The following is a 21180-nucleotide window of genomic DNA, read 5'->3' as shown; positions in this document are numbered from 1 at the left end:
TCAGGCGCGTGCAGTCGACACGACGCCGTAGATTTCCGCGTCGTCGTCGTTCTCGCGCATCTCGCGCACCAGCTGGTGCGCCTCGCGGCGCGTCGCGACGGCCGGCGGCGAGCCCTTGAGCGGCTGGCGTGCGGTTTCGGCAAGCGCGACGACCGACACGATGCCGATCACGGCGGCGCCCATCATGTAGTACGCGGGCATCATCAGGTTGTGGGTCACGTCGACGAGCCATGCCGTGACGAGCGGCGTCGTGCCGCCGAACAGCGACACCGACACGTTGAAGCCGATCGCGAGCGCGCCGTAGCGGATCTCGGTCGGGAACAGCGCCGGCAGCGCCGACGGCATCACGCCGGTAAAGCACGACAGCAGCACGCCGAGAATCAGCAGGCCGCCGAACACCGACGCGGTGGTGCCCGCGTGGATCAGCATCATCGACGGGATCGACAGCACCAGCAGGCCGACGCAGCCGGCCAGCATCACGGGCTTGCGACCGATCTTGTCCGACAGGCGGCCGGCGGCGAGCGTCAGCGGCATCATCAGCACCATCACGATCAGCACCAGCACGAGGCTGTGCGACTCGTCGAAGTGCAGCGTCGACGACATGAAGCTCGGCAGGTACGACAGCACCATGTAGTCGGTCACGTTGAAGATCAGCACGAGGCCGACACAGAGCAGCAGCGCGCGCCAGTTGCGCATCAGCGTTTCGCGGAAGCGTGCCTTCGGCACGGCCTTGTCCTGCGCTTCGCGCTCTTCGGCCTGGCGCTTGAACGCCGGCGTTTCCTCGAGCTTCATCCGGATGTACAGGCCGATCAGGCCGAGCGGGCCCGCGATCAGGAACGGCACGCGCCAGCCCCACGACAGCAGCGCTTCCTGCGACAGCGACGCGGTGAGCAGCGCGACGACGCCGGCGCCCATCACATAGCCGATCAGCGTGCCGAATTCGAGGAAGCTGCCCATGAAGCCGCGGCGCTTGTCGGTCGAGAATTCGGCGATGAAGGTGGCGGCGCCGCCGTATTCGCCGCCGGTCGAGAAGCCCTGCACGAGGCGGGCGACGAGCAGCAGCACGGGCGCCATGATGCCGATCGACGCATAGCTGGGGATCAGGCCGATCGCGAAGGTGCCGACGGCCATCATGATCATGGTGGCGGCGAGCACGCGCTGGCGGCCGATGCGGTCGCCAAGCGGGCCGAACACCATGCCGCCGAGGGGGCGCACGAGGAACGCGGCGGCGAACGTGCCGAAGGTCGCGAGCAGCTGCGCGGACGGGCTGCTGGACGGGAAGAATACCTTGCCGAGCGTGACGGCGATATAGCTGTAGACGCCGAAGTCGAACCATTCCATCGCATTGCCGATGGCCATCGCGCTGACGGCGCGCTTGAGCAGGCTCTGGTCGACGACGGTAATGTCGTCCGCGGCGAGCGGGGCCTCGCCGGACGAGGTGGAGGAAGAAGCAGCGGTCGGGCTGACGTGTGTTGCGGTCAAGGTCATGCACTCCTTTGACTGCGCCGGAACGGGCGGGCCGTCCGACACGGTTTGCCGGCGAGCGCGATGTCGCGTGCTGCGCGTCGGGGCAGGCCATTTAAGCGCTTACTGCACATGAGGCGGTAAAGGGCCGTAAGGGACTGCTTCGACGCGGGCCCAATGGGCCATCACGACGGTGCGCTCATGAAGAATGGGCCGCGTGATGCGAGCGGCAGATGCCGGCGCGGACGTGTCCGGCGATCCGGCAAGCGCCCCGGAGGGGCAACGAAACGAGAAAAGCGGGCCTGTCGGGCGGGCTTTCCTGTGGATGCAATTTCGGCCGAAGCACCGGCCCGCAACGCGCGGACGGACTTCTTTCGAAATTGAGTAGACAGAGATTGAATGTTGAAACAGGCGACATGATAGCACGATGACAGACGATCGTGCAAATTGCCCGGAATCCCCGGTCTGGCGGCGGTTCCGGCGAGGCCGGCTCCGGTATGATCGGCGGCGCGCGGCGGGGTCGCGCGGCCCGCCGGACGGGGGCCGAATCTGCGAGGAACCGGATGACCGAACTGATCAGGATTGCGGCGCTGTTCGCCGTCACTGCACTGGCCGAAATCGTCGGCTGCTACCTGCCGTGGCTCGTGCTGAAGGGCGGCCGGCCCGTATGGCTGCTGGTGCCGGCCGCGCTGTCGCTGGCCTTGTTCGCGTGGCTGCTGACGCTGCATCCGAGCGCGGCGGGGCGCACGTATGCGGCGTACGGCGGCGTGTATATCGCGGTGGCGCTGATCTGGCTGCGGGTGGTCGACGGGATCGCGCTGTCCCGCTGGGACGTGGCGGGCGCGGTGCTCGCGCTTGGCGGGATGGCCATCATCGCGCTGCAGCCGCGCGCGTGAGCGCGGCTGCAGGCGCCGGTCGGGAGACGCCGCGTCAGGCGGCCTCGGCGGCGTCCGCGTCGGCGGACTTGCGCCACACGCAGGTTCCCTTGACCGATTTGTCGAGTTCGTCGAGCTGGGTCTGGTGGGCGGCGAGTTCGTCGTCGCTCGCCGCGAGAACCGGCAGGTCGAGCGACGCGAGCGACACGCGCTGGCCGTTCGCCGCGCCGCCGTCGGCGCCTGCGTCGTCGAGCATGTCGATCACGAGGCTGTCCTGGCCGCGCGTCATCGCGAGATAGACTTCGGCGAGCAGTTCCGAGTCGAGCAGTGCGCCGTGCAGCGTACGGTGCGCGTTGCTGATGCCGAACCGGTCGCACAGCGCGTCGAGCGAATTGCGCTTGCCGGGGAACATCTGCTTGGCCTGCACGAGCGTGTCGATCACGCCGCCGCAATGCTCGGTGAACGGCGGCAGGTCGAGCCGCGCGAATTCCGCGTCGAGAAACCCGAGGTCGAACGGCGCGTTGTGGATGATCAGCTCGGCGTCCTTCACGAAGTCGCGGATCTGGTCGACGACTTCCGCGAACTTCGGCTTGTCGCTCAGGAATTCGGTCGTGAGGCCGTGCACGGCCAGTGCGCCCGGATCGCTGTCGCGCTCGGGGTTCACGTAGATGTGCAGGTTGTTGCCGGTGAGCCGCCGGTTCAGCAGCTCGACGCAGCCGATTTCGATCAGGCGGTCGCCCGTGCGGGGATTCAGGCCGGTGGTTTCGGTATCGAGAATGATCTGGCGCATGTCGGATAAATCGGGAAAGACAGTGGGGCGGCCTGCGTTCAGGCCACGAGCGATTCGACGCCGCGATTCGCGAGCGCGTCCGCGCGTTCGTTTTCGGGGTGGCCCGCGTGGCCCTTCACCCAGCGCCACTCGACCTCGTGCTGCGCGACGAGCGCGTCGAGGCGCTTCCACAGGTCGGCGTTCTTCACCGGGGTTTTCGCCGCGGTGACCCAGCCCTTCTTCTTCCAGCCGTGGATCCACTCGCTGATGCCTTTCTGCACGTATTGCGAGTCGGTATGGACGATCACGCGGCACGGCCGCTTCAGCGCCTCGAGCGCGGCGATCACGCCCATCAGCTCCATGCGGTTGTTGGTCGTGTCGGGCTCGCCGCCGAACAGCTCCTTTTCGCGGTCGCCGTAGCGCAACAGTGCGCCCCAGCCGCCGGGGCCGGGATTGCCCTTGCAGGCGCCGTCGGTATAGATGTCGATGGTGTCGGTGGTCATGAGTGTTCTTGGTGGGTGGTCGGGGTGGCCGCCGGCGTGAGGCCCGGCGCGAGCACGGGCTTCTTCATCTTGATCGGGCCCACCAGGCGCATGCCGCGCACGCGCTTGACGGCCGTGACCATGTAGACGGCGCCGAAGATCGGCCACCAGCGGTCGCCGGCGGCTTCCATGAAGCCGTAGCGGGCAAGCCATTTGTCGGTGACGAGCGGCGGCCGGTAGCAGCCGAAGCGGCCGCGCTCGAGATCGAAGCCGAGCAGCTTGATCCAGTCCTTGAGTCGGATGAACGCGATCTGGTCGCGCGCGGCCGGCACGAACGGACGGTTCGCCATGCGTCCGAACGATTGCCGCATGCCCCACAGGCTCAGCGAATTGAAGCCGGTGATCACGAGCTGGCCTTCCGGCATCAGCACGCGCTCGGCTTCGCGCAGCAGGCGGTGAGGGTCCGACGTGAATTCGAGCGTATGCGGCATCACGATCAGGTCGACGCTCTGCGACTCGAACGGCAGGTCGAGCAGATCGCTCCACGTCGTGCTGCGACCGGCCGGCGCATGTTCGGGCGCGTGCGCCTCGCGCGCCCACGGATACTGGTAGGGCGCGCTCGCGCCGCTCGCCGGATCGAGCACGAGGCCGCGATACGGCATGCGGTTCTCGCGCAGCGCATCGAGCTGCGGCAGGCCGAGCTGCAGCGCGTGAAACCCGAAGACGTCGGACACGATCCGGTCGAGCTGCGCCTGCTCCCAGTCCAGCACGTAGCGGCCGGGCGGCGAGTCGGTCCAGGCGGGCCAGTCTATAATTTGACGATCGGACATAACGATGATTGCGCGCCCATGAACGAGCTGGAATACGTGCCGGTTCCGGCATTCGAAGACAACTATATCTGGCTCGTCTCGGACGGCCGCGATGCGATCGCCGTCGATCCGGGTGAAGCCGCGCCCGTACGCCGTGTTCTTGCCGAACGCGGCTGGCGGTTGACCGCTATTTTACTCACGCACCATCACGCCGACCATGTCGGCGGTGTCGCCGCGCTGCGCGATGGCCAACCGGACGATGTACCGCTGGTCGTCTACGGCCCGGCGGCCGAGGCGATCGGCGTGGTCATGCGGCCGCTCGCGGGCGGCGATCGCGTGACGCTCGACGCACTGGCGCTCACGTTCGACGTGCTCGACGTGCCGGGGCATACGCGCGGTCACATCGCCTATTTCCAGGCGGCCGGGCAGGGCGCCGCGACCCCTCATGTGTTCTGCGGCGACACGCTGTTCTCGTGCGGCTGCGGCCGCCTGTTCGAAGGCACGCCCGCGCAGATGCTCGCGTCGCTCGACGCGCTCGCGGCGCTGCCCGGCGACACCCGCGTGCATTGCGCACACGAATATACGCTGTCGAACATCCGCTTCGCGCTCGCGTGCGAACCGGGCAATGCCGCGCTCGCCGCCTGGCGCGACGACGCGCAGGCGCTGCGCGCGCGCGGCGTGCCGACGCTGCCCACCACGATCGCGCACGAACGTGCCGTCAACCCGTTCATGCGGTCGGACAGCCCGGCCATCCATGCGACGCTCGAGGCCGAGCTGCACGAAACGGTGTCGGATCGCCTCGCGGCGTTTACGCTGATGCGGGAGTGGAAAAACCGGTTCCGATGACGATTTCCGGAGGACTCCAAAAGCTCAAGCGGAGTCTGTAAAAATTGCTCCAAATGTAGGATTTGGCTGAGTTTTCGGTGTTTTTATTGACGTGAAGCACGCACTTCCGTAGTATCGCCAGCAATTTCCAGCCGTCGGAAGCCGAGATTTTCATGCGACTTATATTGAGTGCGATGGTGGTCCTGCTGCTCGCCGCTTGTGCGAGCCAGGCTCCTGTCGCCAACAACGCCGCCGATTCGCAGGCGGCGTCCAACTACCTCCGTAAATCAGCCACCGCCAAAGAAACTGTCGACGTCGACAAGCAATCCGTCGGCGACCTGACCAGTGCAGATTCCGATCTCTGGGGCCGCATCCGTCGCGGCTTCCAGATGCCCGATCTGCAAAGCGACCTCGTCGACATGCAGACGACCTGGTACACGCAGCGTCCCGATTACGTGCAGCGCATGACCGAGCGCTCGCAGAAGTACCTGTATCACATCGTCGAGGAACTCGAGGCGCGTCATATGCCGACCGAGCTCGCGCTGCTGCCGTTCATCGAATCCGCGTTCAACCCGCAGGCGCTGTCGGTCGCGAAGGCGGCCGGCATGTGGCAGTTCATGCCGGGCACGGGCCGCACGTACAACCTGAAGCGCAACATGTGGCAGGACGAGCGCCGCGACGTGCTCGCGTCGACGAGCGCCGCGCTCGACTACCTGTCGCGCCTGCATGACATGTTCGGCGACTGGTATCTGGCGCTGGCCGCGTACAACTGGGGCGAGGGCAACGTGCAGCGCGCGATCGCGCGCAACCAGGCGGCCGGCCTGCCGACCGACTACCAGAGCCTGCGGATGCCGAACGAGACGCGCAACTACGTGCCGAAGCTGCAGGCTGTGAAGAACATCATCGCGAATCCGCAGCAGTTCGGCCTGGCGCTGCCGGAGATCCCGAACCACCCGTATTTCGTGACGGTCACGACGTCGCGCGACATCGACGTGGCGGTGGCCGCGAAGCTCGCGAACCTGTCGCTCGACGAGTTCCGTTCGCTGAACCCGTCGTTCTCGAAGCCGGTGATCCTCGGCGCGACCGAGCCGCAGATCCTGCTGCCGTTCGACAACGCGTCAGCGTTCGAGAAGAACCTGAAGGCCTACAACGGCCAGTTGTCGACGTGGACCACCTATACGGTCAGCGAGCGCGCGCGCCCGGCCGCGATCGCCGAGAAGATCGGTGTCGACGCCGACACGCTGATGTCGGTCAACAAGATTCCCGCCGGCATGCGCCTGAAGCCGGGCTCGACGATCGTCGTGCCGCGCGGCGATGACGACGACGAGGACATCAGCGCGGACGTTGCGGAAAACGGCGTGCTCGCGATGGAGCCCGACGTGCCCGACACGCGCAAGATGCTGATCCGCGTGCGCCGCAAGCAGTCGATGGCGGCGATCGCCGGCCGCTACGGCGTGTCGGTCGGCCAGCTGAAGGCATGGAACCGCACGCATCGCGATCTCGCGATGCCGGGCCAGGCGCTCGTGCTGCACGTGCCGGTCGGCCGCGCGGTGCCGGCCGAGCCGGGTCCGGAGCGGATCGCGACGTCGACCGCCGGCGCGCGTATCGAGCGCGCGAGCCTGTCCGTCGGCGGCAAGTCGCGTGGTGCGAAGCACGGTGCCGCGAAGCCGGCGGCCCGCGCGACGAAGGCTGCTTCCGCGAAGGCGGCGCCGGCCAAGGCCGCGCCGAAGGCCGCTGCAAACAAGGGCAAGAAGAAGTAACGCGGTCGCGACTGCAGCGCGGCGGTCCGGCCGGATCGTGCGCTTGCGTTATCATCCGATGAAACACGAAGCAACGCCGTCACCGAGGTGACGGCGTTTTCGTTTGTGCGCGGCAGCGGCGGCGCTGCTTCGCGCGGCCGGGATCGGATCACGAGGAGGAGCGATGTCGTCGGTGCAGGTGAGGGTGCTCGCGCTGTTTGCGGTCGGATATTTCGTGTCGTACGTGTTCCGCGGCGTCAATCTCGGCTTCGCGCCGTTCGTCACGCACGAGCTCGGGCTCTCGGCCGCCGATCTCGGGCTGCTCACCAGTCTCTATTTTCTCGGCTTTGCCGGCGGGCAGATTCCGGTCGGCGTGCTGCTCGATCATTTCGGCCCGCGCCGCGTGACGGCCGGAATGCTGCTGTTCGCGGCTGCCGGTGCCGCCGTGTTCGGCGTCGCGCACGACCTTGGCACGATGATGGTCGGCCGGCTGCTGATCGGCGTTGGCGTATCGGTCTGTCTCGGTGCGGCATTCAAGGCGCTCGCGCAGCATTTTCCGGTCGGCCGGTTGCCGCTCGTCAACGGTCTCGTGATGGCCGTCGGCGGCCTGGGCGGCGTCGCGGTCGGCTCGCCGTTGACCTGGCTGCTCGGCGTGACGAGCTGGCGCGTGATCTGCGGCGGCCTCGCGGTGCTGACGATCGTCGTCGCGGCCGCGATCGGCTTCGGCGCGCCGGAAGCCGAGCGGCCGCGCCATCAGGGCGGACTCGTCAGCCAGTTCAAGGGCACGTGGCACATCCTCGGCAGCCGTGCGTTCTGGAAGATCTCATCGTTCTCGATCGTCACGCAGGGCGTGTTCTACGCGATGCAGTCGCTGTGGGTCGGTCCGTACCTGCGCGACGTCGCGGGGTTCGATGCGCAGCACGCCGCACGGCTCGTGTCGGTGCTCGGCTTCGCGATGATGGCCGGCTGTGTCGGTTTCGGCGCGGCGGCGCGCGTGCTTGAGCGCCGCGGCGTGTCCGTCCAGGCGTTTTGCGGCGTCGGCATGGTGCTGTTCGTCGTCACGCAAATCGCGATCGTCGCGCGCGTGCCGCTGCCGCCGGCCGTGCTGTGGGCGGCCTACGGCATGTTCGGCGGCGTCGGGATCCTCACCTATGCCGTGCTGGCCGGCCACTTCCCGGCCCAACTGATCGGCCGCGCGAACACGACATTGACGCTCGTGATCTTCGTGCTGATCTTTGCGTTCCAGATCGGTATCGGCGCGGTGCTGTCGCACTGGCCGGCCGTCGACGGCCATTACCCCGCTGCCGCGCACGTCACGGCGTGGAGCATGCTGCTCGTGCTGCAACTCGCAAGCGCGGTCTGGTACGTTTGGCCTGCGCGCAGCGCTGGCAAGCATATTGATCCGGCGGTACGCTGAGGGGTAAGGCGGCTGCGGAAACGGGGCCGCAGCAACGAATGGCGCGTGTGACGCCACGGCATCGCGCGCGCCGCATGCGTGATCGGACGGCCATATCGATTGAAGATAAGGCCATTTTCGGGCTATAATTTGAAAGTTTGTGCTGATCAACCTCGCACCCTAGCGCCTACCTCACTCATCCCGTTCATCCGCCGCACGCCGCCTGTCGGGCGATGCCGCGAAGCCTCGTGCGCCACGCGCCGGGTTCGCGTGCCGACACCGCAGGTCGCGTCCAGCTAGCGACTCCGCGCGCCTACGCAGCGCGGCGCTCGCGCGGCAGGGTAAACAGGTCGGCAGCAGGGTGTTCCCCAAGGAGCCTCCCGTGTTGCCGTCTTTTTCTCCCGCCTTGCTTGCACTCGCCGACGGCACGGTCTTTCGTGGTTATTCGATCGGGGCCGAAGGCCACACGATCGGTGAAGTCGTGTTCAATACCGCGATTACCGGCTATCAGGAAATCCTGACTGATCCGAGCTACGCGCGTCAGATCGTCACGCTCACCTACCCGCATATCGGCAACGTCGGCGTCAACGCCGAAGACGTCGAAGCCACGAAAGTCCATGCCGCCGGCCTGATCATCCGTGATCTGCCGACGCTCGCATCGAATTTCCGCATGGACCGCACGCTCGGCGACTACCTGCGCGACGAAGGCGTCGTCGCGATCGCCGGCATCGATACCCGCAAGCTGACCCGCATCCTGCGCGACAAGGGCGCGCAGAACGGCTGCATCCTGGCCGGCTCGAACGACGAGGCGAAGGCGATCGAACTCGCGCGCTCGTTCCCGGGCCTCGCGGGCATGGATCTCGCAAAGGTCGTGTCGACCACGAAGCCGTTCGAGTGGAAGCAGACCGAATGGCGCCTCGGCAGCGGCTACGGCATGCAGGAAGCGCCGAAGTACCGCGTCGTCGCGTACGACTTCGGCGTCAAGTACAACATCCTGCGCATGCTCGCGGAGCGCGGCTGCCACGTGACGGTGCTGCCGGCCGAGGCGAGCGCGGCCGACGCGCTGGCACTGAATCCGGACGGCATCTTCCTGTCGAACGGCCCCGGCGATCCGGAGCCGTGCGACTACGCGATCGCGGCGGCCAAGGAATTCATCGAGCGCGGCGTGCCGACCTTCGGCATCTGCCTCGGCCACCAGATCATGGGCCTCGCGGTCGGCGCGAAGACGCTGAAGATGAAGACGGGCCACCACGGCGCGAACCACCCGGTGAAGGATCTCGGCGACGGTCGCGTGGTGATCACGTCGCAGAACCACGGTTTCGCGGTCGACGCGGATTCGCTGCCGGCCAACGCGCGCGTGACGCACGTGTCGCTGTTCGACGGCACGCTGCAGGGCTTCGAGCTGACCGACAAGCCGGCATTCTGCTTCCAGGGCCACCCGGAAGCGTCGCCCGGCCCGCACGACATCGCGTATCTGTTCGACCGCTTCACCGCACTGATGGACGCGGCGAAGCAGCGCAACGCCTGACGCAACTGAAGCAACCGAAGAACGGGAGATTCGCATCATGTTCGGCCACGCACTCGGCATCACGGATATCTGGACCTACGTGTTCGGCGTGATCTTCATCATCCTGCTGCCGGGGCCGAACTCGATGTACGTGCTGTCGCTCGCGGCGCAGCGCGGCGTGAAGGCCGGTTATCGCGCGGCCTGCGGCGTGTTCCTCGGCGACACGGTGCTGATGGTGCTGTCCGCCGCGGGCGTCGCGTCGCTGCTGAAGGCGAACCCGCTGCTGTTCTCCGTCGTCAAGTACGGCGGCGCCGCGTACCTGCTGTACATCGGTGCAGGGATGCTGCGCGGCGCGTGGCGGAAGCTGCGCGCGCGCGCCGATGCGCCGGCCGATGCACCGCGTGCGGTCGACGGCGAGCGGCCGTTCCGCAAGGCGCTGATCGTGAGCCTCCTGAATCCGAAGGCGATCCTGTTCTTCATCTCGTTCTTCATCCAGTTCGTCGACCCGGCGTTCCCGCATCCCGCGCTGTCGTTCGTCGTGCTCGGGGCGATCGCGCAATGCGCGAGCTTCCTGTATCTGAGCACGCTGATCTTCGCGGGCGCGCGGCTCGCCGAGCATTTCCGCCGCCGCCGCAAGCTCGCGGCGGGCGCGGCGAGCAGCGTGGGCGGCCTGTTCATCGGTTTCTCGGTGAAGCTCGCGCTCGCCACCATGAGCTGAGCGCAGCCGCCGATCCGCGACAACGCCACGACAAAGATTACTTACTGAATTCACAAGCCATGCCAAAACGCACAGACATCAAAAGCATCCTCATCATCGGCGCCGGCCCGATCATCATCGGCCAGGCTTGCGAGTTCGACTATTCGGGCGCGCAGGCTTGCAAGGCGCTGCGTGAAGAGGGCTACAAGGTCGTCCTCGTGAACAGCAACCCGGCGACGATCATGACCGACCCGAACACGGCCGACGTCACCTACATCGAGCCGATCACGTGGGAAGTCGTCGCACGCATCATCGAGAAGGAGCGCCCGGACGCGATCCTGCCGACGATGGGCGGCCAGACCGCGCTGAACTGCGCGCTCGACCTGCACCATCACGGCGTGCTCGAGAAGTTCGGCGTCGAGCTGATCGGCGCGTCGCCGGAAGCGATCGACAAGGCGGAAGACCGCCAGAAGTTCAAGGAAGCGATGACCAAGATCGGTCTCGGCTCCGCGAAGTCGGGCATCGCGCACTCGATGGAAGAAGCGACCCAGGTGCATGCCGAGATCATGGCCGGCACCGGTGGCAGCGGCTATCCGGTCGTGATCCGTCCGTCGTTCACGCTCGGCGGCTCGGGCGGCGGCATTGCGTACAACCGCGAAGAGTTTGAAGAGATCTGCAAGCGCGGTCTCGACCTGTCGCCCACGCGCGAGTTGCTGATCGAAGAGTCGCTGCTCGGCTGGAAGGAATACGAGATGGAAGTCGTGCGCGACCGCGCCGACAACTGCATCATCGTGTGCTCGATCGAAAACCTCGACCCGATGGGCGTGCACACCGGCGACTCGATCACGGTCGCGCCGGCGCAGACGCTCACCGACAAGGAATACCAGATCCTGCGTAACGCATCGCTCGCGGTGCTGCGCGAGATCGGCGTCGACACCGGCGGCTCGAATGTGCAGTTCTCGATCAACCCGAAGGACGGCCGCATGGTCGTCATCGAGATGAACCCGCGCGTGTCGCGTTCGTCGGCGCTCGCATCGAAGGCGACCGGCTTCCCGATCGCGAAGGTCGCGGCGAAGCTGGCGGTCGGCTACACGCTCGACGAGCTGAAGAACGAAATCACCGGCGGCCAGACGCCGGCATCGTTCGAGCCGACGATCGACTACGTCGTCACGAAGATCCCGCGTTTCGCGTTCGAGAAGTTCCGCGAAGCCGATTCGCGCCTGACCACGCAGATGAAGTCGGTCGGCGAAGTGATGGCGATCGGCCGTACGTTCCAGGAATCGTTCCAGAAGGCGCTGCGCGGCCTCGAAGTCGGCGTCGACGGTCTCGACGAGAAGTCGACCGACCGCGACGAGATCGCGATCGAGATCCACGAGCCGGGCCCGGACCGCATCTGGTACGTCGGCGATGCATTCCGCATCGGCATGACGGCCGAGGAAATCTTCGCGGAAACCGCGATCGACCCGTGGTTCCTCGAGCAGATCGAGCAGATCATCCTGAAGGAAAAGGCGCTCGCGGGCCGCACGCTCGCGTCGCTGACGTTCGACGAGCTGCGCTTCCTGAAGCAGAGCGGCTTCTCCGACCGCCGACTCGCGAAGCTGCTCGGCGCGACGCCGGAAGACGTCCGCCGCCGCCGCGTCGAACTGAACGTGCGCCCGGTCTACAAGCGCGTCGATACCTGCGCGGCCGAGTTCGCGACCAAGACGGCCTACATGTACTCGACCTACGAGGAAGAGTGCGAGGCGCAGCCGACCACCAACAAGAAGATCATGGTGCTGGGCGGCGGCCCGAACCGGATCGGCCAGGGCATCGAGTTCGACTACTGCTGCGTGCACGCGGCGCTCGCGATGCGCGAGGACGGCTACGAAACGATCATGGTCAACTGCAACCCGGAAACGGTGTCGACCGACTATGACACGTCCGACCGCCTGTACTTCGAGCCGCTGACGCTGGAAGACGTGCTCGAGATCGTCGACAAGGAAAAGCCGGTCGGCGTGATCGTCCAGTACGGCGGCCAGACGCCGCTGAAGCTCGCGCTCGACCTCGAGGCGCACGGCGTGCCGATCGTCGGCACGTCGCCGGACATGATCGACGCGGCCGAAGACCGCGAACGCTTCCAGAAGCTGCTGCAGGACCTCGGCCTGCGCCAGCCGCCGAACCGCACCGCACGCGCCGAAGACGAAGCGCTCGCGCTGGCGGCCGAAATCGGCTACCCGCTCGTCGTGCGCCCGTCGTACGTGCTGGGTGGCCGCGCGATGGAAATCGTCCATGAGCCGCGCGACCTCGAGCGCTACATGCGCGAGGCCGTGAAGGTGTCGAACGATTCGCCGGTGCTGCTCGACCGCTTCCTGAACGACGCGATCGAATGCGACGTCGACTGCATCTGCGACGGCGAGTCGGTGTTCATCGGCGGCGTGATGGAGCACATCGAGCAGGCGGGCGTCCACTCGGGCGACTCGGCATGCTCGCTGCCGCCGTACTCGCTGTCGAAAGAAACGGTTGCCGAACTGAAGCGCCAGACGGGCGCGATGGCGAAGGCGCTGAACGTGGTCGGCCTGATGAACGTGCAGTTCGCGATCCAGCAAGTGCCGCAGGCAGACGGTTCGAAGCAGGACATCATCTACGTGCTCGAAGTGAACCCGCGCGCATCGCGCACGGTGCCGTACGTGTCGAAGGCGACCAGCCTGCCGCTCGCGAAGATCGCGGCGCGCGCGATGGTCGGCCAGAAGCTCGCGCAGCAGGGCGTGACGAAGGAAGTCGAACCGCCGTACTTCAGCGTGAAGGAAGCGGTGTTCCCGTTCGTCAAGTTCCCGACCGTCGATCCGGTCCTCGGGCCTGAAATGCGTTCGACCGGCGAAGTGATGGGTGTCGGCCAGACGTTCGGCGAGGCGCTGTTCAAGTCGCAGCTCGCGGCGGGCTCGCGCCTGCCGGAGTCGGGCACGGTGCTGCTGACCGTGATGGACGCCGACAAGCCGAAGGCGGTCGAAGTCGCGCGCATGCTGCACGACCTCGGCTACCCGATCGTCGCGACCAAGGGCACGGCTGCCGCGATCGAAGCGGCCGGCGTGCCGGTGAAGGTCGTCAACAAGGTGAAGGACGGCCGTCCGCACATCGTCGACATGATCAAGAACGGCGAGATCGCACTCGTGTTCACGACGGTCGACGAGACGCGTCAGGCGATCGCCGATTCGCGTTCGATCCGCATGAGCGCGCAGGCGCACAAGGTCACGTACTACACGACGATGTCGGGCGCGCGCGCGGCCGTCGAAGGCTTGCGCTACCTGAAGGATCTGGAAGTCTATGATTTACAAGGTCTTCATGCTCGCCTAAACTAAGCGTTCAGTTACCTGTCGAAGCAACACGTGCCGCGATTAAGCGGTGTTTCCGGTTCGCCGGAAATGCGCTTAATCGCGGTGATTTTTTTTATAGCCGTTTTTAGCGATTGAGCCGTTTATGAGCACCATTCCGTTGACAAAGCGTGGCGCAGAGCAACTGCGCGATGAATTGCAGCGCCTCAAGTCCGTCGAGCGGCCGGCCGTGATCAACGCGATCGCGGAGGCCCGCGCACAGGGCGATCTGTCCGAAAACGCCGAATACGACGCTGCGAAAGAAAAGCAGGGCTTCATCGAGGGTCGCATCGCGGAAATCGAATCGAAGCTTTCGGCCGCGCAGGTCATCGATCCCACCGTGCTCGACGCCGAAGGCCGCGTGGTCTTCGCATCGACGGTCGAACTCGAGGATCTCGAGTCCGGCGATACCGTCAAGTACCAGATCGTCGGCGACGACGAAGCCGACATCGATCACGGCCTGATCTCGGTCAGCTCGCCGATCGCACGCGCGCTGATCGGCAAGTCCGAAGGCGACGTCGCGGCCGTGCAGGCGCCGAGCGGCGTGCGCGAATACGAAATCATCTCGGTCAGCTACATCTGAAGCGGGGCGACGTGATGCCGCATCGCGTGTTCCGTCTGCTGTCGGCCGTGTGGGTCGGCAGCCTGCTGACGATCGGGTATGCGGTCGCGCCCGTGCTGTTCAAGACGCTGGAGCGGATGACGGCCGGCTCGGTCGCCGCCCAGTTGTTTCGCATCGAGGCGATCCTCGGTGTCGTATGCGGCGTGTTGCTGCTCGCGCTGTCGAACCAGCAGGTGCGGCGCGGCAGCGGCGATTACCGGCGCGTGCGCTGGATCGTCGCGGCGATGGTCGCGTGCGTGCTGGTCGGGTATTTTGCGCTGCAGCCGTTCATGAACGCGCTGCGGGTGGCCGCGATGGAGGCGGGCACCGATATCGCGAACTCGCCGTATGCGAGCCGCTTCGGGATGCTGCACGGCGTTTCGAGCCTGTTCTATCTCGTCGAGAGCGTGCTGGGGCTGATGCTGATCTGGCGTTTGCCGGCGCGAGACGCCTGAACGGCGTGTGCGCCGCACCGGCAGGGCGGCACGGGGTGCCCCGTGCCGCGCGGCAGGATTACTTGCCCTGGTGCGGCCGCTTCGTGCTGGCCTGACGCTTTTTCGCACGCTTCACGGTGCCGCCCGCCGTCACGCGCTCGTTGCCGCGCACCGTGACCTTTACCGGCCTCGGACGGCGCACGGGGCTCGCGTTCGGCGACACCTTGACGACCTTGACGGTGCGCGGCGCACGGCCTTTCTTGTCGTCGACGGCTTCGGCCGCGCTCGGCAGCGCGCCGGCACGACGGCCGCGGGCCGGGGCCGCCACGGCAGCCTCGGGCTTCCAGATCACCAGCAGCTTGCCGATGTGCTGGATCGGCGCCGCATCCAGGCGGTCGCAGATCTCGTCGTAAATGGCGACGCGCTCATCGCGCTCGTCACCGAATACACGAATCTTGATCAACTGGTGCGCGGCAAGGTGCACCTTGATTTCCTTCAGCACGGCGTCGGTCAGCCCGTCGGCGCCGATCAGCACGACGGGCTTGAGCGCATGGGCCTGGGAGCGCAGCGCGGAGCGCTCGGCGGGGGAAAGCGAAAGGGCGGGCATGGAAATGTCGAAATCTAAATAGGGGCGCGCTGCATCACAAGCGAATCGCGGGAAGTTACCGCATCAGCCGCGCGCCGAAACCACGTAAAATCGCGGCTTGGGCCCGGAAGGGGCCACAGCCGCGCGAAGAAGACGCGTATTATCCGCCAAAAGCACGGCTTCACGAAGCAAATAGCAGCAATCTCTCTCTCGAATGGCAAAAAACCGCTTTAACCAGCACTGGCTGCACGACCACATCAACGACCCGTACGTCAAAATGGCGCAGCGGGAGGGCTATCGCGCGCGTGCCGCGTACAAGCTGAAGGAAATCGACGAGCAGGACAAGCTGATCCGCCCGGGCCAGGTGATCGTCGATCTCGGCGCGACGCCGGGCAGCTGGAGCCAGTATGCCCGCAACAAGCTCGCGCAGGGCAAGAAGCGTGACGCGGAGCGCGAAGGCGGCATCGACGGCACGATCGTCGCGCTCGACATCCTGCCGATGGAACCGATCGCCGACGTCCACTTCCTCCAGGGCGACTTCCGCGAGGACGAGGTCCTTCACCGGCTCGAGGAAGTGCTCGAAGGCCGCTCGGTGGACCTTGTTATTTCGGACATGGCCCCCAACCTCTCGGGCGTGGCCTCGGCGGACGCGGCGCGCATCGAGCATCTGTGCGATCTGGCGCTCGAATTTGCGCAGAATCATCTGAAGCCGGAAGGTGCGCTGCTCGTGAAGTGTTTCCACGGCAGCGGCTACAGCCAGATCGTCGAAAAGTTCAAACAGCAGTTTAAGATCGTCGCGCCGCGCAAGCCGAAGGCGTCCCGCGACAAATCGTCCGAAACGTTCATTTTGGGCCGGCAACTGAAGCATCCGCGGTGACGCGGGGCGCGGTGCCGCAAACGGGCTCCGGCCCTTGCCAGACAAGCGAAGCGCTATCGCGACGGTTGTCAATGCTTATGGCAGGGGTGGTCGGACTGGATTAGAATGACCGAGGAGCGCCGCAAGGAAAATGTAGGCGCTCGTCTACGAGTGAAGGAGTGGTGCTTTGAACAACAATATGTTTTCGAAGGCAGCAGTGTGGCTGGTGATCGCACTGGTGCTGTTTACGGTGTTCAAGCAGTTCGACAAGCCCCGCGTCCAGGAAGGTGTGTCCTATTCGCAGTTCATGGACGACGCCAAGAACGGCAAGGTCAAGAACGTCATCGTGCAGGGGCGCAACCTCACCGTCACTCCGGCTGATGGCCAGAAATACCAGATCGTGTCGCCCGGCGACATCTGGATGGTCGGCGATCTGATGAAGTACGGCGTGCAGGTCAGCGGCAAGGCCGATGACGAGCCGAACGCGCTGATGTCCGCGTTGTACTACCTCGGGCCGACGATCCTGATCATCGTGTTCTGGTTCTACATGATGAGGCAGATGCAGGGAGGTGGCAAAGGCGGCGCATTTTCGTTCGGGAAATCGCGTGCGCGGCTGATCGACGAGAACAACAACGCGGTGAACTTCTCCGACGTCGCAGGCTGCGACGAAGCGAAGGAAGAAGTGTCCGAGCTCGTCGACTTCCTGCGCGACCCGCAGAAATTCCAGAAGCTGGGCGGTCGCATTCCGCGCGGCGTGCTGCTCGTCGGTCCTCCGGGTACCGGCAAGACGCTGCTCGCCCGCGCGATCGCCGGCGAAGCGAAGGTGCCGTTCTTCAGCATTTCGGGTTCCGACTTCGTCGAAATGTTCGTCGGCGTCGGCGCGGCCCGTGTGCGCGACATGTTCGAGCAGGCGAAGAAGCACGCACCGTGCATCGTGTTCATCGACGAAATCGACGCGGTCGGCCGTCATCGCGGCGCCGGCATGGGCGGCGGCAACGACGAGCGTGAGCAGACGCTGAACCAGATGCTGGTCGAGATGGACGGCTTCGAAGCGAACTCGGGCGTGATCGTGATCGCCGCGACCAACCGTTCCGACGTGCTCGACAAGGCGCTGCTGCGTCCGGGCCGTTTCGACCGTCAGGTCTATGTCGGCCTGCCGGACATTCGCGGCCGCGAGCAGATCATGCGCGTGCACCTGCGCAAGGTGCCGATCGCGAACGACGTCGACGCAGCGGTCATCGCGCGCGGCACGCCGGGCTTCTCGGGCGCCGATCTCGCGAACCTCGTGAACGAAGCGGCGCTGTTCGCCGCCCGCCGCGGCAAGCGCATCGTCGAGATGCAGGATTTCGAGGACGCGAAGGACAAGATCTTCATGGGTCCGGAGCGCAAGTCGGCGGTGATTCGCGAAGAAGCGAAGCGTGCGACGGCTTACCACGAGTCGGGCCATGCGGTGATCGCGAAGCTGCTGCCGAAGGCCGACCCGGTGCACAAGGTCACGATCATCCCGCGCGGTCGCGCGCTGGGCGTCACGTGGCAGCTGCCGGAGCATGACAACGAGACGTACTCGAAGGACTACCTGCTCGACCGCCTGGCGATCCTGTTCGGCGGCCGCGTGGCCGAAGAGCTGTTCCTGAACCTGATCAGCACCGGCGCGTCGGACGACTTCAACAAGGCGACGCAGACGGCGCGTGCGATGGTGGCGCGTTTCGGCATGACCGACGCGCTCGGACCGATGGTCTACGTCGACGACGAGAACGACAGCGGCCCGTTCGGCCGCGGCTTCACCCGCACGATCTCGGAAGCGACGCAGCAGAAGGTCGACGGCGAAATCCGCCGCGTGCTCGACGAGCAGTACGGCCTTGCGCGTCGCCTGCTCGAAGAGAACCGCGACAAGGTCGAGGCAATGACGGCCGCGCTGATGGAGTGGGAGACGATCGACGCCGATCAGATCAACGACATCATGGAAGGGCGTCCGCCGCGCTCGCCGAAGAGCTCGCCGGCCGTTGGCGGCGATTCCTCGGGTGGCGGCACGGCCGCCGAAGTGAAGCCCGGCAACGCGCCGGCGCCTGCTTCGCCGGCCTGACCTTCGCCGTAGCACCGTTCACGGGCTGGTGTGGCTTCACACCGGCCCGTTTTGTATTCATCAACACCTCCCGCCCGTGCCCGAATCCGCAGTTTCAGCCTCCATTCCCGCGCCGCTCCAGTGCGGCCGTTTCTCGCTGACGTTCGAACGCCCGCTCGTGATGGGCATTCTCAACGCCACCCCCGATTCGTTTTCCGACGGCGGCCGCTTCCTCGCGCGCGACGATGCGTTGCGCCAGGCCGAGCGGATGATCGCCGAAGGCGTCGACCTGATCGACATCGGCGGCGAGTCGACGCGTCCCGGTGCGCCGCCCGTGCCGCTCGACGAGGAACTCGCGCGCGTGATCCCGCTCGTCGAAGCGTTGCGGCCGCTGAACGTGCCGCTGTCGATCGACACCTACAAGCCTGCCGTGATGCGTGCGGCGCTCGCTGCCGGCGCGGATATGATCAACGACATATGGGGGTTCCGCCAGCCGGGGGCGATCGACGCGGTGCGTGAAGGCAACAGCGGGCTGTGCGCGATGCACATGCTCGGCGAGCCGCAGACGATGCAGGTGGGCGAGCCCGACTACGGCGACGTCGTGACCGACGTGCGCGACTTTCTCGCAGCACGCGCGCAGGCGCTGCGCGACGCGGGCGTCGCAGCGGAACGGATCTGCGTCGATCCCGGGTTTGGATTCGGCAAGGCGGTGGTCGACGACAACTACGCGCTGCTGGCCGCGTTGCCCGACACGGCGCCCGCGCGGCCCGACGGGCGCGCGTATCCGATTCTCGCGGGCATGTCGCGCAAGTCGATGCTCGGCGCGGTGATCGGCGGCAAGCCGCCGATCGAACGCGTCGCGGCGAGCGTGGCGGCCGCATTGTGCGCAGTCGGGCGCGGCGCGGCGATCGTGCGTGTGCACGACGTCGCGGCGACGGTCGATGCGTTGAAGGTCTGGAACGCCGTGCGCGAAGCCGCGCGGCAACGATAAGTCAGAAGTCAGAAAAACGAAGGAGGAAGGTTCGCCATGGGACGTCGATATTTCGGCACGGACGGCATTCGCGGCACGGTGGGCGAGGCGCCCATCACGCCTGATTTCGTGTTGCGTCTCGGCTATGCGGCCGGCAAGGTGCTGGCCGGCGCGGCCGACGTCGCGGCGGGTGCGCGTCCGACGGTGCTGATCGGCAAGGACACGCGCGTGTCGGGCTACATGCTCGAGGCCGCGCTCGAGGCCGGTTTTTCGGCGGCTGGCGTGGACGTGATGCTGGCAGGCCCGATGCCGACGCCGGGCGTCGCGTACCTGACGCGCGCGCTGCGCCTGTCGGCCGGTGTCGTGATCAGCGCATCGCACAACCCGTATCAGGACAACGGGATCAAGTTCTTCTCCGCCGACGGCAACAAGCTGCCGGACGATACCGAGGCCGAGATCGAGGCATGGCTCGACAAGCCGCTCGAATGCGCGTCGTCGGACCGGCTCGGCAAGGCGCGTCGCCTCGACGACGCGGCCGGCCGCTACATCGAGTTCTGCAAGAGCACGTTCCCGGCCGCATACGACCTGCGCGGGCTGAAGCTCGTGATCGACTGCGCCCACGGCGCCGCGTACCAGATCGCGCCGCACGTATTCCACGAACTCGGCGCGGACGTGATTCCGATCGGTGTCGCGCCGAACGGCTTCAACATCAACGACGGTGTCGGCGCAACGGCGCCAGACGCACTGGTGCGTGCGGTGCGGGCGAACCATGCGGATCTCGGCATCGCGCTCGACGGCGATGCGGACCGCCTGCAGGTCGTGGATGCGACGGGCCGGCTGTACAACGGCGACGAATTGCTCTACGTGCTCGTCAAGGACCGGATTGCGACCGCCGGCAAGGTCGACGGCGCGGTCGGCACGCTGATGACGAACCTCGCGGTCGAGGTCGCGCTGCAGCGCGAGGGCGTGCAGTTCGTGCGTGCGGCCGTCGGCGACCGCTACGTGCTCGAACAGTTGCGCGAGCGCGGCTGGCAGCTCGGTGCGGAAGGCTCGGGCCACATCCTGTCGCTCGACCGCCATTCGACCGGCGACGGCATCGTGTCGGCGCTGCTCGTGCTGGCCGCGCTCAAGCGCAGCGGCCGCACGCTTGCGCAGATGCTGGACGGCGTCACGCTGTTCCCGCAGAAGCTGATCAACGTGCGGATGAAGCCGGGTGCCGACTGGAAGGGCAGCGCATCGATTCGCGCGGCGATCGACGCAGCCGAAAGCGCGCTCGCCGGCCGCGGCCGAGTGCTGATCCGCGCATCGGGCACCGAGCCCGTGCTGCGCGTGATGGTCGAGGCGCAGCATGCGGCCGACGCGACCCGTCACGCGGAAGCGATCGCCGACGCGGTGCGCGCGGCGACGAGCTGAGCCGAATCGGTGACGGCGCGCGACGGTCCGGTGCCGTGCGCGCGCCGCCTTCCCGGTGATTCGACAAGCGGCGCCTTCGGGCGCCGCAATTCGTCAGACGCAAAGGTTTGCGCTATTAAATAGAGGATGACGTCGGCGCGGGTTTCGTCTGACGCAAGAAAACATCCGACCCTGAATCGCGATGACCGCCGCAAAGGGTTTTCCTGCACCTTGTGCGGTGAACACGATTCGCTCCGGACCTCGCATCGGCGGGTGCCGAACAGCCCTTCCTGACCGGCAATTCTTGCCGCCATTTCGCGCCGCGCTGCCCCTGCGCGGCCGCCCGCACAGGGCCCGATACACCCTTTC

At 66.4% G+C, this 21180-nt stretch carries 18 protein-coding genes; 13 read left to right on the top strand and 5 right to left on the bottom strand.

From position 1 onward, the window contains the following. On the bottom strand, positions 1-1488 hold the full coding sequence (gene proP, locus ACV22V_RS22400; RefSeq protein ID WP_059523491.1) for a glycine betaine/L-proline transporter ProP: 1488 nt from the start codon (positions 1486-1488) through the stop codon (positions 1-3). Positions 1489-2027: 539 nt separating this feature from the next. Between proP and ACV22V_RS22395 the strand changes: the two genes are divergently transcribed. Beyond that, complete coding sequence (locus ACV22V_RS22395; RefSeq protein WP_059523489.1) at positions 2028-2360, top strand: YnfA family protein; 333 nt, start codon at positions 2028-2030, stop codon at positions 2358-2360. Between the two features lie 34 nt (positions 2361-2394). Here the strand turns inward: ACV22V_RS22395 and dnaQ are convergent, their stop codons facing one another. Genes dnaQ through ACV22V_RS22380 form a run of 3 tightly spaced genes read right to left on the bottom strand, consistent with a single transcriptional unit; the run spans position 2395 to position 4420 of the window. Beyond that, positions 2395-3129 (bottom strand): DNA polymerase III subunit epsilon, encoded by a 735-nt coding sequence (gene dnaQ, locus ACV22V_RS22390; protein ID WP_059523485.1) that lies wholly within the window; start codon positions 3127-3129, stop codon positions 2395-2397. Between the two features lie 38 nt (positions 3130-3167). Then, entirely contained in the window at positions 3168-3611 is a 444-nt protein-coding gene (rnhA, locus tag ACV22V_RS22385) for a ribonuclease HI (RefSeq protein WP_059523484.1), read from the bottom strand. Then, positions 3608-4420 carry a class I SAM-dependent methyltransferase gene (locus ACV22V_RS22380; protein WP_059523482.1) on the bottom strand — a complete coding sequence of 271 codons (813 nt, stop codon included), beginning with the start codon at positions 4418-4420 and terminating at the stop codon, positions 3608-3610. Before ACV22V_RS22380 ends, rnhA begins: the two co-directional genes overlap by 4 nt. A gap of 18 nt (positions 4421-4438) precedes the next feature. Here ACV22V_RS22380 and gloB point away from each other — a divergent pair, with 18 nt between their 5' ends. The 8 genes from gloB (at position 4439) to ACV22V_RS22340 (ending at position 14966) form a co-directional block, all read left to right on the top strand. Beyond that, complete coding sequence (gene gloB / locus ACV22V_RS22375) at positions 4439-5245, top strand: hydroxyacylglutathione hydrolase (protein ID WP_448015572.1); 807 nt, start codon at positions 4439-4441, stop codon at positions 5243-5245. A gap of 152 nt (positions 5246-5397) precedes the next feature. After that, positions 5398-6984, top strand: coding sequence for a transglycosylase SLT domain-containing protein (locus tag ACV22V_RS22370; protein WP_059523478.1), 1587 nt, complete (start codon positions 5398-5400; stop codon positions 6982-6984). 163 nt (positions 6985-7147) lie between these two features. Beyond that, positions 7148-8380 (top strand): MFS transporter, encoded by a 1233-nt coding sequence (locus ACV22V_RS22365; protein ID WP_448015571.1) that lies wholly within the window; start codon positions 7148-7150, stop codon positions 8378-8380. A 361-nt stretch (positions 8381-8741) separates the two neighbouring features. Beyond that, the gene (gene carA, locus ACV22V_RS22360) at positions 8742-9887 is read left to right on the top strand and encodes a glutamine-hydrolyzing carbamoyl-phosphate synthase small subunit (protein WP_059523474.1); all 1146 of its coding nucleotides are present in this window, start codon (positions 8742-8744) and stop codon (positions 9885-9887) included. 37 nt (positions 9888-9924) lie between these two features. Next, the gene (leuE, locus tag ACV22V_RS22355; protein ID WP_059523472.1) at positions 9925-10584 is read left to right on the top strand and encodes a leucine efflux protein LeuE; all 660 of its coding nucleotides are present in this window, start codon (positions 9925-9927) and stop codon (positions 10582-10584) included. A 59-nt stretch (positions 10585-10643) separates the two neighbouring features. Continuing rightward, positions 10644-13898 carry a carbamoyl-phosphate synthase large subunit gene (gene carB / locus ACV22V_RS22350; RefSeq protein WP_124667607.1) on the top strand — a complete coding sequence of 1085 codons (3255 nt, stop codon included), beginning with the start codon at positions 10644-10646 and terminating at the stop codon, positions 13896-13898. 118 nt (positions 13899-14016) lie between these two features. After that, positions 14017-14493 (top strand): transcription elongation factor GreA, encoded by a 477-nt coding sequence (greA, locus tag ACV22V_RS22345; RefSeq protein ID WP_021163362.1) that lies wholly within the window; start codon positions 14017-14019, stop codon positions 14491-14493. Positions 14494-14507: 14 nt separating this feature from the next. Continuing rightward, positions 14508-14966: a DUF4149 domain-containing protein gene (locus ACV22V_RS22340; protein WP_059523468.1), complete on the top strand. Its 459-nt coding sequence runs from the start codon at positions 14508-14510 to the stop codon at positions 14964-14966. Positions 14967-15024: 58 nt separating this feature from the next. On the opposite strand, the gene ACV22V_RS22335 is transcribed toward ACV22V_RS22340, so the two are convergent. Then, positions 15025-15552, bottom strand: a complete 528-nt coding sequence (locus ACV22V_RS22335) for a YhbY family RNA-binding protein (protein WP_448015570.1) — start codon at positions 15550-15552, stop codon at positions 15025-15027. 193 nt (positions 15553-15745) lie between these two features. On the opposite strand from ACV22V_RS22335, the gene ACV22V_RS22330 reads away from it, so the two are divergent. From ACV22V_RS22330 to glmM, 4 genes are all read left to right on the top strand, one after another. Then, a complete protein-coding gene (locus ACV22V_RS22330) occupies positions 15746-16408 on the top strand; it encodes an RlmE family RNA methyltransferase (protein WP_059523464.1) in 663 nt (220 codons plus the stop codon). A 166-nt stretch (positions 16409-16574) separates the two neighbouring features. Next, a complete protein-coding gene (gene ftsH, locus ACV22V_RS22325) occupies positions 16575-18470 on the top strand; it encodes an ATP-dependent zinc metalloprotease FtsH (protein ID WP_059465595.1) in 1896 nt (631 codons plus the stop codon). A 76-nt stretch (positions 18471-18546) separates the two neighbouring features. Further along, positions 18547-19440: a dihydropteroate synthase gene (gene folP, locus ACV22V_RS22320; RefSeq protein ID WP_156437262.1), complete on the top strand. Its 894-nt coding sequence runs from the start codon at positions 18547-18549 to the stop codon at positions 19438-19440. Positions 19441-19476: 36 nt separating this feature from the next. Beyond that, positions 19477-20832, top strand: a complete 1356-nt coding sequence (gene glmM, locus ACV22V_RS22315) for a phosphoglucosamine mutase (RefSeq protein WP_059523459.1) — start codon at positions 19477-19479, stop codon at positions 20830-20832. The last annotated feature ends 348 nt before the right edge of the window (positions 20833-21180 follow it).

This window comes from Burkholderia sp. AW33-5, from assembly GCF_053427615.1.
The sequence above is the reverse complement of the archived record's forward strand: the minus strand, read 5'-3'. Positions and strand labels throughout refer to the sequence as shown.